General features: G+C 70.3%; 17 protein-coding genes and 1 riboswitch. Of the genes, 4 read left to right on the plus strand and 13 right to left on the minus strand.

Annotated features, from left to right (window positions below):
* Positions 1-341 precede the first annotated feature (341 nt).
* Together ACODT5_RS46030 and ACODT5_RS46035 are read left to right on the plus strand one after the other, a co-directional pair.
* Positions 342-1157 (plus strand): polysaccharide deacetylase family protein, encoded by an 816-nt coding sequence (locus ACODT5_RS46030; RefSeq protein WP_422524820.1) that lies wholly within the window; start codon positions 342-344, stop codon positions 1155-1157.
* On the plus strand, positions 1154-2341 hold the full coding sequence (locus ACODT5_RS46035; protein ID WP_422524821.1) for a YncE family protein: 1188 nt from the start codon (positions 1154-1156) through the stop codon (positions 2339-2341). Before ACODT5_RS46030 ends, ACODT5_RS46035 begins: the two co-directional genes overlap by 4 nt.
* A gap of 110 nt (positions 2342-2451) precedes the next feature.
* On the opposite strand, the gene ACODT5_RS46040 is transcribed toward ACODT5_RS46035, so the two are convergent.
* Both ACODT5_RS46040 and ACODT5_RS46045 read right to left on the minus strand, forming a co-directional pair.
* Positions 2452-3705: a cytochrome P450 gene (locus tag ACODT5_RS46040; protein ID WP_422524822.1), complete on the minus strand. Its 1254-nt coding sequence runs from the start codon at positions 3703-3705 to the stop codon at positions 2452-2454.
* Positions 3686-4480, minus strand: coding sequence for a tRNA-dependent cyclodipeptide synthase (locus ACODT5_RS46045; protein ID WP_422524823.1), 795 nt, complete (start codon positions 4478-4480; stop codon positions 3686-3688). The genes ACODT5_RS46040 and ACODT5_RS46045 overlap by 20 nt, the downstream gene beginning before the upstream one ends.
* Positions 4481-4734: 254 nt before the next feature.
* Here ACODT5_RS46045 and ACODT5_RS46050 point away from each other — a divergent pair, with 254 nt between their 5' ends.
* Positions 4735-4947 carry an EF-hand domain-containing protein gene (locus ACODT5_RS46050; RefSeq protein WP_327304439.1) on the plus strand — a complete coding sequence of 71 codons (213 nt, stop codon included), beginning with the start codon at positions 4735-4737 and terminating at the stop codon, positions 4945-4947.
* A gap of 75 nt (positions 4948-5022) precedes the next feature.
* Here ACODT5_RS46050 and ACODT5_RS46055 read toward each other — a convergent pair whose 3' ends face one another.
* The 6 genes from ACODT5_RS46055 to ACODT5_RS46080 are packed head-to-tail and all read right to left on the minus strand — an operon-like array spanning position 5023 to position 9273.
* Positions 5023-5613: a PadR family transcriptional regulator gene (locus tag ACODT5_RS46055; RefSeq protein ID WP_422524824.1), complete on the minus strand. Its 591-nt coding sequence runs from the start codon at positions 5611-5613 to the stop codon at positions 5023-5025.
* A gap of 9 nt (positions 5614-5622) precedes the next feature.
* Positions 5623-6624 (minus strand): hypothetical protein, encoded by a 1002-nt coding sequence (locus ACODT5_RS46060; protein WP_422524825.1) that lies wholly within the window; start codon positions 6622-6624, stop codon positions 5623-5625.
* A 14-nt stretch (positions 6625-6638) separates the two neighbouring features.
* Positions 6639-7487: an energy-coupling factor ABC transporter ATP-binding protein gene (locus ACODT5_RS46065; protein WP_422524826.1), complete on the minus strand. Its 849-nt coding sequence runs from the start codon at positions 7485-7487 to the stop codon at positions 6639-6641.
* Positions 7484-8233, minus strand: coding sequence for a cobalt ECF transporter T component CbiQ (gene cbiQ, locus ACODT5_RS46070; RefSeq protein WP_422524827.1), 750 nt, complete (start codon positions 8231-8233; stop codon positions 7484-7486). The genes ACODT5_RS46065 and cbiQ overlap by 4 nt, the downstream gene beginning before the upstream one ends.
* 3 nt (positions 8234-8236) lie before the next feature.
* On the minus strand, positions 8237-8578 hold the full coding sequence (locus ACODT5_RS46075) for an energy-coupling factor ABC transporter substrate-binding protein (protein ID WP_422524828.1): 342 nt from the start codon (positions 8576-8578) through the stop codon (positions 8237-8239).
* On the minus strand, positions 8578-9273 hold the full coding sequence (locus ACODT5_RS46080; protein ID WP_422524829.1) for an energy-coupling factor ABC transporter permease: 696 nt from the start codon (positions 9271-9273) through the stop codon (positions 8578-8580). The genes ACODT5_RS46075 and ACODT5_RS46080 overlap by 1 nt, the downstream gene beginning before the upstream one ends.
* Before the next feature lie 29 nt (positions 9274-9302).
* Positions 9303-9496, minus strand: a riboswitch (cobalamin riboswitch).
* A 277-nt stretch (positions 9497-9773) separates the two neighbouring features.
* On the opposite strand from ACODT5_RS46080, the gene ACODT5_RS46085 reads away from it, so the two are divergent.
* A complete protein-coding gene (locus tag ACODT5_RS46085; protein WP_422524830.1) occupies positions 9774-10505 on the plus strand; it encodes a flavodoxin family protein in 732 nt (243 codons plus the stop codon).
* Between the two features lie 41 nt (positions 10506-10546).
* Here ACODT5_RS46085 and ACODT5_RS46090 read toward each other — a convergent pair whose 3' ends face one another.
* From ACODT5_RS46090 to ACODT5_RS46110, 5 genes are all read right to left on the minus strand, one after another.
* On the minus strand, positions 10547-11068 hold the full coding sequence (locus ACODT5_RS46090; protein WP_422524831.1) for an AMIN-like domain-containing (lipo)protein: 522 nt from the start codon (positions 11066-11068) through the stop codon (positions 10547-10549).
* Positions 11069-11201: 133 nt separating this feature from the next.
* Entirely contained in the window at positions 11202-11609 is a 408-nt protein-coding gene (locus ACODT5_RS46095) for an SsgA family sporulation/cell division regulator (RefSeq protein ID WP_422524832.1), read from the minus strand.
* 216 nt (positions 11610-11825) lie between these two features.
* Positions 11826-12140: a hypothetical protein gene (locus ACODT5_RS46100; protein WP_422524833.1), complete on the minus strand. Its 315-nt coding sequence runs from the start codon at positions 12138-12140 to the stop codon at positions 11826-11828.
* A gap of 324 nt (positions 12141-12464) precedes the next feature.
* Positions 12465-13847, minus strand: coding sequence for an L-serine ammonia-lyase (locus tag ACODT5_RS46105; protein ID WP_422524834.1), 1383 nt, complete (start codon positions 13845-13847; stop codon positions 12465-12467).
* Positions 13848-14010: 163 nt separating this feature from the next.
* Positions 14011-15660: an APC family permease gene (locus ACODT5_RS46110; RefSeq protein WP_422524835.1), complete on the minus strand. Its 1650-nt coding sequence runs from the start codon at positions 15658-15660 to the stop codon at positions 14011-14013.
* Positions 15661-15758: the final 98 nt, after the last annotated feature.

A 15758-nucleotide genomic window follows, 5' to 3' on the forward strand; every position in this document is an offset into this window, starting at 1 on the left:
GGCGCTGCGGGGGTTTCATGGATGTGCCGAGGATCGAAGGGGGTGTGATCCTCGGCAAGGACTTCGCTCGGGTCAACGGGAAGCCGTGGTTCCGACTATGGCAGACGAGGGACCAAATGCCAAAAGTCCCAAGTTGGACATAAGTGTGCATATCCTAAGACTTTCTACCTAAATCTTAGGTGAGATGAGCCGCGGGCCTCGTAATCAGTGATTAAAGATCGACCGCTCTGCGTGAATCGTTGATCACATAGTGGACTCTTGTCGGGTGGCACCGGTTCGGCCGAAGGTCCTGAATTGGGTCAATCAATACCTTCACGGGCATCCACCCCTTAAATGGGCGGGTGCTCTGCTACCCGGACCGCCGATCCGCTCTCCGTGCCGGCGCGGTGGTCGCCGTCGGCGCCCTCACCGCCGCCTGTGGCACGGACGCCCCCGCCACCCCAGGGCCGTCCGGTTCCGGGACGGCCCCCGCAGGTCCCGCGGCCCCGGCGAAGGCCGCGCCGGACAAAGCGGCCCGGGCCAAGGCGGCCCCCGCCCCGCGCCGGTTCGCCGGTCAGCCCGCGGAGATCGGGCACGGTCCCCGCGGCCGGCCCGGCGTCGCGCTCACCTTCCACGGAAACGGCGACCCCGCCATCGCCAAGGCGGTGCTCGCCGAGGCCGAGCGGGCGGGCGCGCGGGTCACCGTACTGGCCATCGGCGCCTGGCTCGACGCCCACCCGGAGATGGCCCGCCGGATCCTGGACGGCGGCCACGAGCTCGGCAACCACACCCAGCGCCACCTCGCGATCAACACGATGCCCGAGGAGCAGGCGTACGCCGAGATCACCGGCTGCGCCGACCGGCTCAAACGGCTGACCGGATCCATCGGCACCTGGTTCCGCCCGTCCCAGACCCAGTACGCCACCCCCCTGGTGCGAAAACTGGCCCAGCGGGCGGGCTACCCGCACGTCCTGTCGTACGACGTGGACTCCCTCGACTTCACCTCGCCCGGTGCCGCGGCCGTCATCCGCACCGTCATCGGCCCGATCCAAGGCGGATCGGTGGTGAGCCTGCACTTCGGCTACGCGGACACGGTCGACGCGATGCCACCCCTCCTCGAAGAACTCGCACGCCGCAAACTGCGCGCGGTGACCACCACGGAGCTGCTGACCCCATGACGACCACCCGCCTTCCCCGGAAGGCCACCGCGTTGCTGGCCGGCCTGGTCCTCGCCGCCCTCGCCGGCTGCGGAGCGGCCGACAAGGGACCCGCCGAGGCCCTCGGCACGAAGGGGCCCGCCGCGCCCGTCAAGGCCGTGCCCGCCGCGCCGCCCGGCCTGGCCGGAATGCCGCCGCTCCTCGATCCGAACGACGTGTACGCGGCCGACCGGCCGAACAAGCTCTCCCCGGTGGTCAAGGACTTCCCGTCCCGCGTCTACGTGCCGAACACCAGCTCCAACACGGTGTCCGTCATCGACCCGGTCACGTACAAGGTCATCGACACCATCCCCGTCGGCGTCCAGCCCCAGCACGTGGTCCCCTCCTGGGACATGAAGACCCTCTGGGTCAACAACAACCGGGGCCACACGCTCACCCCGATCAACCCGGCCACCGGCGAGGCCGGCAAGCCCGTCGAGGTGCACGACCCGTACAACCTGTACTTCACGCCCAACGGCAAGTACGCGATCGTCATGGCCTCGATGGACAAGGAACTGGTCTTCCGCGACCCGCACACGATGGACCGCGTGAAGACCGTCCCCGTGACCTGCTTCGGCGTCAACCACGCGGACTTCTCCGCGGACGGCCGCTACTTCATCGTGAGCTGCGAGTTCTCCGGTGAACTGCTCAAGGTCGACACCGAGAAGATGGAGGTCGTCGGCCAGCAGAAACTGCCCTTCGAGGGGGCGATGCCGCAGGACGTCAAGGTCTCGCCGGACGGAAAGACCTTCTACGTCGCGGACATGATGGCGCACGGCATGTGGGTGCTCGGCGGCGACAAGTTCGAGACCCCCAAGCTGCTGCCCACCGGCAAGGGCTGCCACGGCCTCTACGTCAGCCGCGACTCCAAGGAGATGTACGTCTCCAACCGGGGCGAAGGCTCCGTCTCCGTCTTCGACTTCACGCAGAACAAGCTGACGAAGAAGTGGGAGCTGCCCGAGGGCGGCAGCCCCGACATGGGCGGGGTCTCCGCGGACGGCAAGGTGCTGTGGCTCTCGGGCCGTTACAACTCCGAGGTCTACGCCATCGACACCACCACCGGCAAGCAGCTCGCCAAGATCCCGGTGGGTGGCGGACCGCACGGCCTCGCCGTCTACCCGCAGCCCGGCCGCTACTCCCTCGGCCACACCGGCATCTTCCGGTAGGACGCGGGCGCGCAGGACCCGAGTACGCAGGACGCGAGTACGCAGGAACGGGCGTGCCCCGGGAGCTCGCACAGCTCCCGGGGCACGCCCGGCCGCTCACCGGCGCCTCCTCACCAGGCGACGGGGAGCCGCTCGGGAAGGCGCTTGATGAAGCCGGTCCGCCACACGAGGTTCTCCGCCGGCACCGCGAGACGCAGCTCGGGCAGCCGCTCGACCAGCACCTCCAGCGCGATCTCGGCGTGCGCCCGGCCCAGCGCGGAGGCCGGGCAGAAGTGCCGGCCGGCGCCGAAGGCGAGGTTGGCGTTGGAGCCCTCGCGCTCCAGGTCCAGCTCGTCGGGGTTCTCGAAGGCCTCCGGGTCGAAGTTGGCCCCCTCCAGCAGGACGAGCACCAGCTCCCCCTCCTTGACCAGCACGTCCCCGACCTGGATGTCCGCCATCGCGATGCGCGGCAGGCCGTCACCGACGGACAGGTTCCAGCGCAGCAGCTCGTCCACGGCCTTGCCCATGCGCTCCGGGTGCTTGCGCAGGTACCCGATGAGCTCGGGCTTCTGCAGCAGCGCCAGGACCGCGAGGGTCAGGAACGCGGAGGTGGAGACGGCGCCGGCCCCGAAGAGCGAGACGGCGACGGTGGCGAACATGTCGTCGGTCAGGTGCGCCGACTCCGGGTCCGCCTCCTTCAGCTCGGCGAACTTGCCGAGGAGCCCCGTACGCTCCTCGGCAGGCAGCGCCAGCTGCGCCTTCAGTTGGCCCTCGAAGTAGCCGACGTCCTTGTACCAGTTGAGCGCCGAGTCGGCGAACGGCTCGCGCGCGGTCATGAACGCGACGTCCAGCCCCGACATCAGCCGCCGCCAGTCCTCGAACGGCACGCCCAGCACCTGGCAGTGCAGGGCCGCGGAGAAGGGGTCGGCGAACCCGGCCCGCAGGTCGGCGGGCCCCCCTTCGGCGAGGAGCTGGTCGATGAGCTCGCCGGCCTTCGCGCGCAGCCAGTCCTGCAGGCCCTTCTGGCGCGGGTTGAGCGCCTTCATGACCGCGTTGCGCAGTCCGGCGCTGTTGATGTTGCCCATGTTGTTGACGACCTCGGGCGGGATCGTCAGCGCGTACTGGCGCGGGACGCCGGCATTGGCCGTGTCCTTGAGGCTGAAGCGCTCGTCCTCCAGCACCTGCTTGGCCAGCGCGTAGCTGCTCACCAGCCAGGCCGGGTCCCCGGTGAGGGTACGGACCTTCGCGACCGGCGCCTTCTCGCGCAGCCAGGTGCACTCCTCGGGGAGCACGTCACCGCGCCGCGAGAGCGGGAAGTCGATGAGGGGCTCGGCGGTCTGTCCGCCCCCCTGACCGGAATGGGCCTCAAGCTGCTCGACGCTCATCGACGGTCCCTTCGGTTGGTGCGGTGTGCGCGTGCGTGTGCGTGTTCGCGTCCGGGTGGTTCGGGTTGCTCTGAGTCGTTTCGGCCGTCTCGGGCCGTACCACGGCGTATGCCTGGTTCCTGGTCGCGCGCAGGCCCCCACCGCGCGCGAAGAGGACGTCGGTCATCGGCATCTTGACGTGGTAGGCCGCCACGGAGGACGGCACGTCGAGAATGCTCGGGGTGTCGATGAAGAACGGCAGCTCGGCCGCCATGTAATCGAAACACACCTGCAACTGTGCGTCGGTGATGGATTCACCTTCCGGCAACTTGGAGCCGACAAAGTGCAGGGCCATTTCCTCGCAGCCCTTGCGGAATTCGTCGTCGGTCTCCAGGAAATGGAGTACGCGTCGGTGCAGAAGTTGGTAGACGGGGTTCGTCTGGAACTCCGAAAGTGCCCTCACTCGGATCTCGGCGTTCGGAGGTCCTGATTCCTCCACGCCCTTGAGAATCCTGCGCCGGACTGCCTTGATTTCCTTCGTCGCGCGCTTCTCGGCGTGTTCCTGGGTGTAGCCGAAGGCGGCGAACATCCGGTCCACGTGGAGGTCTGCGTAGACGAAGTCGACCTGTGCGAAGCGGGTCGTGGCCCATCGGGTGAGGCTGGATATGCGCTCGGAGCTGAAGTAGCTGTTTCCAGGACTCACCCCGATGAGCACATGGTCGCCGTCTTCCCAGATGTTGTGGCAAGTGCGGGTGAAGGGCAGAACTTCGAATGATGCGTCAGCTGTGATCGTCACCTGTGTGATCGCCCTTGTTGCCGCTTGTCCCTGGGAGCCCTGCGCTCCCGGTGTGGCGGCAATGTCACTACGTTATGCGGTGGCCCCGGAGCGTGACAAGTGGAGGCTTGAATTGTTGGCTGGAATTATCGCTTCCGCACTACGGAAGAGTAATTGAATTTCTATCTGCCGCTCGAACGGGACCCGGGGCGTGAGGGGGTCGGGCGTGCCGCTACCCTGAGCCGGTCAACAAGCACCAAGAAGGGGTGGACCCAGTGGCGGACATCGAGAGCGCACGGACGACGTTCGGCAAGTTCGACGTGAACGGTGACGGCTTCGTGACGGCCGACGAGTTCCGTTCGGCGATGGCGGCGATGGGCGACCCGTTCGTCACCGGCCCGGTCGCGGAGGCCGTGATCGCCGCGAAGGACTCGAACGACGACGGCCTGCTGAGCTTCGACGAGTTCTGGGCCTCCCTGAACAAGTAAGCCCCCCGCGCCGCCCCCGGGCCGTCTCTTTCGGATCTTGCCGGGCCCGCGCCTGCCGGGCCGGGGGCGTGCGCGTCAGGCCCGCCGCGGCCCGGCGGTCGTGTCCTGGGCCTCGGCGGCTTCCGTCTCGGCGGCCATGCCCTCCACCTCGGCGAGGGCCTCTTCCAGCCAGCGCAGCCAGAAGGTCTCCAGCCCGGTTCCCGCATGCAGCACGACCCGCCGCAGCCGGTCCTCCCCGGAGTCCCGCCCGGCCGGGAAGTCCCTCTCCTCGATCCCCTCGTACACGGCCAACTGGGCCCGGTGCAGCTCCAGATGCCGCCGCAGCTCCACGGCCAGCCCCTGCGGCCCGACCACCGCGGCCGCCCGGATCCGCAGCAGCAGGGGATCGCGCACCGGCTTGGGATCCTGACTCTCCCCGACCCACCGAGCCAGCTCCCCGCTCCCGGCGGGCAGCACCTCGTACTCCTTCTTCTGCCCCCGTACGGGCCCCTCGCTGGCCAGCGCGCGGATCAGCCCGGCCTCCTCCAGCCGGCCGAGCTCGCGGTAGATCTGCTGGTGCGTCGCGGACCAGAAGTACCCGATCGACTTGTCGAACCGCCGGGTCAGCTCCAGCCCCGACGAGGGCTTCTCGAGCAGGGCGGTGAGGATGGCGTGCGGGAGCGACATGCGGCCATCCTAGGTTTGCGGCAGATCCAGGACCGCAATCCCGTTCCTCACGGCGACCGCCAGGCGGATCCCATCGGGATGCAGGGCCGCGACCGGCGTCGGGACGTGGGGCACCCCGTCCGAGCCCGCCCGGCGCGACACCGGGACCTCGGGCCACTCGGCCAGGACGGCGCCCGTACCGGCATCGACGAGGCGGGGGTGCCCGCAGAGGCTGACCACCCGGTCTCCGCCGCAGGCGAGCAGGGTTCCCGCGGTGAACCCGAGCGGGCTCCGCCGCAGCCACCGCTCCTCGGCGGCGGACCACACGCCGATCTCCTGCGGGGCAAGGGCCACCGGGCCCTCCTCGTCGAGCATCTCCTCGTCGAGCGCCTCCTCGCCCGTGGCGACGGCGACCCGGTCCCCGTCGAGCCAACAGGCGGCGACGACCTCGCAGTCGAGGCCGTCCGGCCGGGACACCCGGCCCAAGCCGTCGAGCTCGGCGGCTTCGGCGAGGGACGCGGCGAGATCGAAGAGCCACACCTGGCCCAGGGGATACCACTCCCACCCCGCGGACAGCACCCGTCGCCCGTCCGGGCTCACCGCCAGCCGGGAATGGAAGGCGTCGTTCGGGTACGGGGCGGGCGGGGTCAGCCGCTCACCCGTGGCCGCGTCCTCGACCACCGGGTTGTCGTAGTGGTCGGGGCAGTGCACCAGCACGTCCCGGCCGTCCGGCAGCGTGCCGAGCGCGATCGGGTAGTCGTAGTCGTCGGCGTGGTAGTAGCTCCGGTGCAGTTCGCGCACGATCCGGGTCCCGTCCAGCAGGAGGGCCTTGGTGCCGCGCTCGACGTAGAGCACGGTCCAGCGCCCCGAAGGGGAGCGGACGGCGCGGTCGAAGTGGTAGGCCAGTGGGGGATGGACCTCGTGCTCCCGGCCGTCGGGGGTCCAGCGGCGCAGGCCGCCGACGGGGTCGACCAGGTCGTCGCCCTCCCAGAAGAGGGAATTCACCTCGGATGTCGCCGTGAGTATGCGCACCCGGATGAAGCTACCTACCCCCAGTCGGCCAGCGCCTGCGGATTACGGGGTCCCGGGGCATCCGCGTCGAGCAGTCCCCGCGCCCGCAGGAAGGCCGTCACCGCCGGGGACCAGGCCGGGCGCAGGCCCGCGGAGGTGAGGAGGGACGGGTCGGAGAGGAGGGGCTCGGCCGGGCCGAAGCGGATGCCCGCCGGGGTCAGGACCGCCGCGTCGTCGGCCCAGCGCACCGCCAGGTCCACGTCGTGGGTGGCCATGACCACCGTCGTCCCGGAGGCGCGCAGCCCCGCGAGGACGTCGAGGAGCCGCTCCTGGCCGTCCGGGTCCAGGCCGGCCGTCGGCTCGTCCAGGATCAGCACCCGCGGAGCCATCGCCACCGCCCCCGCGATCGCCGCGCGCTTGCGCTGGCCGTAGGAGAGCAGGTGCGTGGGGCGGTCCCGCAGGTGCGTGATGTCCAGTGCGGCGAGGGCCGAGTCCACGCGGGCGCGGACCTCCGGGGCGGGGAGCCCCAGGTTCATCGGGCCGAAGGAGACGTCCTGTTCCACCGAGGCCGCGAACAGCTGGTCGTCGGGGTCCTGCACCACCAGCTGGACGGACGTGCGCAGCCGGGTCAGCCCGGCCCGGTCGTACGAGACCTCCGTGCCGTCCAGCCACAGCGTGCCCGGGCCGGGCCGCAGGCCGCCGCTCAGCAGCCGCATCAGGGTGGTCTTGCCACTGCCGTTGCGGCCCAGCAGGGCCAGCGCCCGGCCCGGGGCGATGGCGAAGTCGACGCCGGTCAGGACGGCGGGGCCGTCCTCGTAGGCGTAGCCCGCGCCGGACAGTTCCACCACCGGCGCGTGGGGGGAGGGGGGCAGCGACGGGTTCACGAGGAGAGCCCCTTCAGGGTGAGGGTCAGGGTGATCAGGGCCGCCAGCAGCCCGGCGGTGCCCGTCAGGAAGCGCCACGACAGGGCCGCCTCCGGTACGAGGACCCGCAGCGCGCCGTCGTAGCCGCGTCCGGCCAGCCCCGACTGGAGCTTGGCCGCGCGGTCGAAGGCCCGTACGAAGGAGGTGGCGGCGAGCCCGGCCAGGGAGCGCCACACCGCCGCCCGGCCGGTGTGCCCGAGCCGGGCGGCCTGGGCCCGGCGGACCTGGGCCATGGAGTCGAGCAGCAGGAAGCCGATCCGGTACATGACCAGGGCCACGTCCACCACCGGGGCCGGCACCCCGGCCCGGACCAGCCGGGGCAGTACGTCGGAGACCGGGGTGGTGAAGGCGAACAGCAGCAGCCCGAGCGAGGCGGCCGAGGTGCGCAGCAGCAGTTCGGCGGCGAGCCGGGGGCCTTCGGGGGCCAGGGACACCGGCCCCGCCGGGCCGCCGACGGCGAACAGCAGCGGCAGCGCCCCGGTGAAGCAGAAGCCGAGCGGGATCCGGAAGGCCCGCCAGAGCTGCCGGCCGGCCACTCCCGCCGGGCCGAGCAGCACGGCGAGGGTGGCGGCGGCCACCAGCGGCCCGCCCGGCCAGGGCGGCAGGCACACGGCGGTGACCGTCAGCCCGATCCCGAGCAGGGCCTTCTCCAGCGGGTGCCGGCCGCGCCAGCGACTGCTGTGCGCGGCCACGTCGATCGGCAGCACCGCCTAGGCCTCCGGGGCGGCGGAAGCAGCGGCGGCGGCGGCCGCTCCTTGGCGGCGGCCCTTGCGGACGCCGAAGTAGTAGGCGAGCACGCCCGCGCCCAGCGCCGCCTGCAGGGCGAACAGCGCGGACTCGATCTCGCCGGACGGGGGCTCGTACAGAGGGGAGAACCAGGGCTCGTAATCAGGCTTCAGCTCGGTGATCGCCGTCTCGGCCTGCGCGTCGGCGCCCGTGAAGGGCTCCTCCTTGTGGTCGCCCATCCCCAGCGCGACGGGGAGGACGGCCAGCGCCGCCACCAGGAGCAGCAGCAGGCTGTTGATCTTCGCGTTCTTGGACATCCCGCTCATCAGGCCGCCGCCTTCTCTTCGGTACGGGCGGAGGTCAGCTTCGCGACGCCCAGCCGGACCAGGTCCGACTTGCTCGACGCCATCAGCAGCCGCATCACGAGGACGGTCAGCAGACCCTCGCTCACGGCCAGCGGTATCTGCGTGACCGCGAAGATCCCCCCGAACTTCGCGAGCGCGCCCGGGAACCCGCTGGCCGGGTCCGGGAAGGCCAGCGCGAGCTGGAGGCTGGTGACGCAGTAGGTGACCAGGTCGGCGAAGAAGGCGCCGAAGAACACGGTCACCATCAGCGGGAGACCGAACGTGCGCAGCAGCCGGTAGACGGCGTAGCCCGCCCACGGGCCGGCGATGGCCATCGAGAAGACGTTGGCGCCGAGGGTGGTGAGCCCTCCGTGCGCCAGCAGCAGGGCCTGGAACAGCAGGGTGATGGTGCCGAGCACCGCCATGATCGGCGGCCGGAACAGGATCGCCCCGAGCCCGGTGCCCGTGGGGTGCGAGCAACTGCCCGTCACCGAGGGGATCTTCAGGGCGGACAGGACGAACGTGAACGCTCCGGAGGCGCCGAGCAGCAGCGTGCTCTCCGGGTTGGCCTTCACCTCGCGGGTGAGCGAGCGGACGCCGTGGACGACGAAGGGAGCGGACGCGGCGCCCCAGGCGACCGCGTGCAAAGGGGGTAGGAACCCCTCGGCTATATGCATGAGTGGGGAGACCTCTCCAGCACCTCGTGGATGGACAACGCGCCCCGGCCGGTCTCCTGGCTCACGGGTTGACGTCCATGCTCCGCCTTCCCGGGCAGCGCGGAACCTCCCGCGCAGCCCAGTGGCTTTCCCGCAGGAGTGGAGCCGGACTTCCCGATCACAGTGGCGAGGGCCGCACCGGTTTCCCACCGGTTTCCCGAACACCAAGGCCCGCTGACCCTAGTCGGCCGCACGGACCGGTAACAACCCGCCCCAATCGCGCCGGGCGGCGGCCGGATTCCGCTTAGGGGTGACGCTCCGTGTCCGGCGGCTCGTCGGCCGTCCCAAGGGTGCGGACCGGAGGGGGAGTTCCGGGTACCCGGGGCCGCAGGGCGGCGGAGGTCGCGCCGCGCCGTACCGTTCCGCACGGACGGGGGAGAGCGGGGGCGAGCCGGGGCGGGGCGAGCACGGACGGGTGCGGTCCGCTGGCGGGGCCGCCCGGCCGCGCAGAGCCTGGTGGGGTGACCGCCGAACCCGATGCCGCGCCCGCCGTCGACTACTCCGACCTCACCGCCGTCTACGTCAACTGCACGCTCAAGCGATCGCCCGAGCCCAGCAACACCGAGGGCCTGATCGACAAGAGCCGCGCGGTGATGGAGGCGGCCGGGGTCCGGACCTCGCTCATCCGGGCCGTCGACCACGAGATCGCCACCGGCGTCTGGCCCGATATGACCGACCACGGCTGGGAGAGCGATCAGTGGCCGGTGCTCTACAGCCAGATCATGGACGCCGACATCCTCGTCCTGTGCGGCCCGATCTGGCTCGGGGACAACAGCTCGGTGATGAAGCAGGTCATGGAGCGGCTCTACGCCTGCTCCTCGATCCTGAACGAGCAGGGCCAGTACGCCTATTACGGGCGCGTAGGCGGGGCGCTGATCACCGGCAACGAGGACGGCGTCAAGCACTGCGCCATGAACATCCTCTACAGCCTCCAGCACCTCGGCTACGCGATCCCCCCGCAGGCCGACGCCGGATGGATCGGCGAAGCCGGACCAGGGCCCTCGTACCTGGACCCCGGATCCGGCGGCCCCGAGAACGACTTCACCAACCGGAACACGGCCTTCATGAGCTGGAACCTCATGCACCTGGCCGCTCTGCTCAAGCGGTCCGGCGGGATGCCGGCGCACGGCAACCAGCGCTCCCTGTGGGACGCGGGCTGCCGCTTCGACTTCCCGAACCCCGAGCACCGGTAGGTCCCCGCCCCGGTCCCGCCTCCCGCCCCGGGCCGGCGTGCTCAGCAGACGTTCGGGTGCGCGATGTCCAGGACGAAGCGCTCCGGGGCGTGCAGCTTGAACGAGGTGTAGGCGGGCTTGGTGTCGAAGGCGGCGCCGAAGGTGACGTACCCCTCGTAGTCGCCGGTCAGGGCGATGCCCTTCAGCTTGGGCAGGTAGATCTTGAGCAGCTTGGGCCCGAGGTAGACGTTGCGGCCCGCTTCGTCGTGTCCCGCGGCGGGGTTCAGGCGGATCTCCAGGAAGTACCGCCCGGCCAGCGGGACGGGCTTGCCGGACCCGTCGTAGACCAGGGACGGGACGGGGGTGACGGTGACCTCGGGGACGTATCCCTGCAGGTCGATGACCATGCGGTCGTACGTGCAGTGCCCGCCCCAGCGGGCATTGACGACGAGCGGAGTGGTGGTGGCGGCGGTCGTGGTGGTGGTCGTGGCTGCGGCGGAGGCCGGTGCGGCGAAGGCGAGCATGGCGGTGAGCAGTGCGCCCAACCCCAGTGCGGTGGCCTGCCGGCGGCGTGGACGGATCATGGCGTCCCCTCGATTCCGAGAGACGGGGAACGGTGTCACCCGTGAAGACGCGCCCGGTACGGCCGTGGTTGCACCGGCTTCATCCGGTTGATCGTGTTCACCTGATTCAGGTGATTCACCTGAATCACCCGGTTCAGCTGGGCAGGAGGGCGCTCAGCTCGGCGTCGAGGTCGTAGTGGCGGTGTTCCTGGCCGCGCGGCACCAGCTCGGTCATCCGGCGGCACAGCTCCCGTAGGTCCTTGGCCCGGGCGGACACCACGCACGACTGCTCGCCGTTGCTGAAGGCGAGGAAGACCCGCGGCTCGGTGCCCTTCCAGCGCGGCCACACCTGGATGTCGCCCTCGCCGGTGGCGCAGATCTGGCCGTCGAGGAGCAGCTCCCGGGAGAAGACCCAGTGCGCGAGGTGCATCCCGGCACCCTCGAAGTCGAGGGAGATCTCGTAGGGCCGGTCCGTGCGGTACAAGAAGACGCCCCGGACCGGGACGGGCGCGGGTGCGGCCTCGAGCCGGAGCGGGAGGACGCGGTGTTCGGTGCCGGCCATGAGGGCGCCTCTCTCTCGGGTGGGGTCGCGCCGACGCACGCGCGACATGCCCACTCGGGCAAGCTAGCCCACCCCCGGCCCGCCATTCCGCTGCCAAAGGTCCCGTCCGGCCGGGCCGCTCGGCCCGACTTCACCCGATGCGCCGAGCCCCGCCCTCCGGGGGGGAGGGCGGGGCTCGGCGGACGTGCGCGACCGGGGCGGGGGCCCCGGCCGGGACTACGGGAGCGGGTTGAAGATGAAGGACTCGTGCGCGTTGGACTGGCCGATCGCGGTGAAGCCGGATCCGTTGGACTGGGCTCCGTTGTTCTGGTTCGAGGCACCGAAGCCCGAGGCGACCTGCTGGGCGGTGGAGGAGTTCCCGAGGTTGCTGCCGCCGACCCCGCTGCCGAGGATGCCGGCGAGGGCCGCGTTCGACGCGGTCCCGGCCGCACCGGCCCCGTTGTCGGCCTGGGCGACTCCCGAGAGGAGCGCGAAGGCGAGGGGGAGCGATGCGGCGGCCGCCATCACGCGGATGCTGCGGGTGCTTGCCATGTTTCAAGTCCTCCAGTTAAGCAAAACGGCTGTGGTCCAAGACGGTTGGCCGACCGCCGGGGGTGTGGACGCGACGTCGTGTCCCCACCCTGGCGCAGGTGATCATCAAGAAACCAGCCCAGAGTGCCTTGTTCCCCCTCAAGCGTGATCAACTCACCGCTAAACCTCACATCCCACCCAATCTCGAACGAAGTTACTGGCGTAACCCACCCATGCGGAGGCGGCCGCCGTCGCCTTCCTGGTCCGAGCCCGGAAAACCCGATGGGGCGTGACTCGAAGAGTCACGCCCCATCGGTGTCGAGCGGGGTCACGCGGAATGCCGGGTCAGCACTCGATGACGTTGACCGCCAGGCCGCCGCGGGCGGTCTCCTTGTACTTGACCTTCATGTCGGCGCCCGTCTCCTTCATGGTCTTGATGACCTTGTCGAGGGAGACCTTGTGGGTGCCGTCGCCGCGCATCGCCATCTTGGCCGCGGTGACGGCCTTGACCGCCGCCATGCCGTTGCGCTCGATGCAGGGGATCTGGACGAGGCCGCCGACCGGGTCGCAGGTGAGGCCGAGGTTGTGCTCCATGCCGATTTCGGCCGCGTTCTCGACCTGCTCCGGGGTGCCGCCCAGGACCTCGGCCAGCGCGCCGGCCGCCATCGAGCAGGCCGAGCCGACCTCGCCCTGGCAGCCGACCTCGGCGCCGGAGATCGAGGCGTTCTCCTTGAAGAGCATGCCGATCGCGCCCGCGGCGAGGAGGAAGCGGACCACGCCGTCCTCGTCGGCGCCCGGCACGAAGTTCATGTAGTAGTGCAGGACGGCGGGCAGGACCCCGGCCGCGCCGTTGGTGGGCGCGGTGACGACGCGGCCGCCGGCCGCGTTCTCCTCGTTGACCGCCATCGCGTAGATGGTCGCCCACTCGCTGCGGTGCATCATCGGGTCGCCCTCGGTGCGCAGCTGGCGCGCCGTGGAGGCGGCCCGGCGCTTGACCCGCAGGCCGCCGGGGAGGATGCCCTCGCGGGACATGCCGCGCGAGACGCAGGCCTGCATGACGCGCCAGATCTCCAGGAGGCCCTCGCGGATCTCGTCCTCGGTGCGCCAGGCCTTCTCGTTCTCCAGCATCATCGAGGAGATCGACAGGCCGGTCTCGTTCGCCAGGCGGAGCATCTCGTCACCGCTGCGGAAGGGGTACTTCAGCGGGGTGTCGTCGAGCTTGATCCGGTCCTCGCCGACCGCGTCCTCGTCCACGACGAAGCCGCCGCCCACCGAGTAGTAGGTCTTCTCCAGCAGCGGGGTGCCCGCCTCGTCGTACGCGAAGAGCGTCATGCCGTTCGCGTGGTACGGGAGCGAGCGCCGGCGGTGCAGGATCAGCTGGTTCGGCTCGTCGAAGGCGATCTCGTGGCCGTCACCTATTTCCGTGCCCAGCAGGCGCAGGCGGCCGCTCTGGCGGATGCGCTCGACCTCGGCGTCGGCGGTCTCCACGTTCACGGTGCGGGGGGAGTGGCCCTCCAGGCCCAGCAGGACCGCCTTGGGGGTGCCGTGGCCGTGCCCGGTGGCACCGAGCGAGCCGAAGAGCTCGGCGCGGACCGAGGCGGTCTGGGCGAGGACGCCGTCCTTCTTGAGCCGGGTCACGAACATGCGCGCGGCGCGCATCGGTCCGACGGTGTGGGAGGAAGAGGGACCGATGCCGATCGAGAAGAGATCGAAGACGGAGATGGCCACGGTTGCGGACTCCTATGTCTGCTCGTGGGTGGGAAGCGTGGGCAGGAGGGGCGGATCTGGTTGATCGGGTTGATCAGTGGTGATCTGCGGATTTTGTCCGGCAGCCGAGCTTAACGCGGTGAGGTGAACAGCTCGGCCGCCGGACGGGTCGGGACGGGGGTGCTCAGGCGTGGGTCAGTTCGCGCTCCGGTGCGTCGGCCGCGTCGGCCTCCCCGGCGGGGGCGTCCAGGACCGGGTCCGGGCCCGGCAGGCCCGCGTAGTGGGCCTTGACCCCGGACCGTACGGCCCAGAAGTAGAAGCCCAGGGCCGAGAGGCCCACGAGGGCGATGTCCACGCCGCCCGGGATGAACCCGTAGCCGCCGAACTCGGTGCTGCCGAGCGCGGACAGGGTGCCCAGCCACAGCAGGAAGGCGATCATCCACCAGGCCGGGGCGAACTGCCTGGCCAGGTTCTTCTCGCCCTTGCGCTTGAGCACGACGGCCGCGATCGGGGCGGCGACCAGGGTGAGCAGCACCACCTTGCCGGTGTCCGGCCACTTGGACCAGTACAGGGCGCAGGCGGCGAAGGCGAAGGTGATCGGGCAGAGGATCCTGGCCGCCGGCAGGCGGAAGGGGCGCGGCAGCTCGGGCTTGGTCTTGCGGAAGACGCCGACCGCGATCGGGCCGATGAGGTACGAGACCACCATCGCGGCGGAGACCACGCTGGCCAGGGCCTCCCAGCTGTGACCGACGGTGACCAGGAGCAGGATCGAGAAGCCGAGGTTCAGCCACATCGCGGGACGGGCGGTGCCGTACTTCGGGTGGACCTCGCGGATCTTCTTCGGGAAGAAGCCGGTGTCCGCGAGGTTCTGCGCCATGTACGAGGCCGAGGCGACGTTGCCGATGTTGGCACCGGACGGGGAGATGAAGGCACCGAACTGGAGCATCGTGACGACCCAGTGGAGCATCAGCATCTTGGCGAGGTCGGCGAACGGCGAGGAGAAGTTGATCCCGCTCCAGCCGCCGGCCTCGGCCAGCTTCTCCGGCGGGACGCCGCCGATGAAGGCGATCTGCAGGGCCAGGTAGATGACCAGGCCGAGGGAGAGCGCGCCGACCAGGGCCAGCGGAATGGCGCGGCCGGGGTTCTTGGCGGCGCCGCCGAGGTTGACGACGGCCTGGAAGCCGTTGAAGGCGAAGACGACGCCGGAGGTGGTGACGGCGGTCATGACCGCGGACCAGCCGTTGGGCGCGAAGCCGCCGTGGTCGGTGAAGTTGCCCGTGTGGAAGCCCGAGGCGATCAGGGCGATCACGGCGAGCACCGGGATGGCGAACTTGACCAGGGTGAGGAGGTTGTTCGCCTTGGCGAGCAGCGCGACCGACCAGTAGCAGGCCAGCCACAGCGCCACCGTCAGGAACAGCGCCATCGCCATGCCGGAGGTGGTCAGGCCGCCGTTCTCGACCAGGCCCTTGGCCCAGCCGAAGTTCCAGGAAGACATGTACTGCGTACCGGCGATGGACTCGATCGGGATCAGCGCGGCGATGGCGATCCAGACCGCCCAGCCGGTGATGAAGCCCAGCACCGGCCCGTGCGAGATGGTGCCGAAGCGGGCCATCGATCCGGGCAGCGGGTAGGCCGCGCCCACTTCCGCGTAGGACATGGCGATCATGCCGATGAAGACGGCACCGATGACCCAGGCGATGATCGCCGCGGGTCCTGCGACCGCGGCCGCCTGGCCCGCCCCGAAGAGCCACCCCGATCCGAAGATCGAGCCGAGCCCGATCATGATCAGGGCGAAGAGACTGAGTCCCTTCTTGTTCGCTGCGCTCATGTCCATGGGGTGTGCTGTCCGTCCTGCCAGGGGGTGCGGTCGTTCCTTATTCGGAGCCTATTTGCCATTTATTGGAAGAATCAGCGGCAATAGGTCGCATCCGC

This window comes from Streptomyces tatrensis, from assembly GCF_049310065.1.
GTDB lineage: Bacteria > Actinomycetota > Actinomycetes > Streptomycetales > Streptomycetaceae > Streptomyces.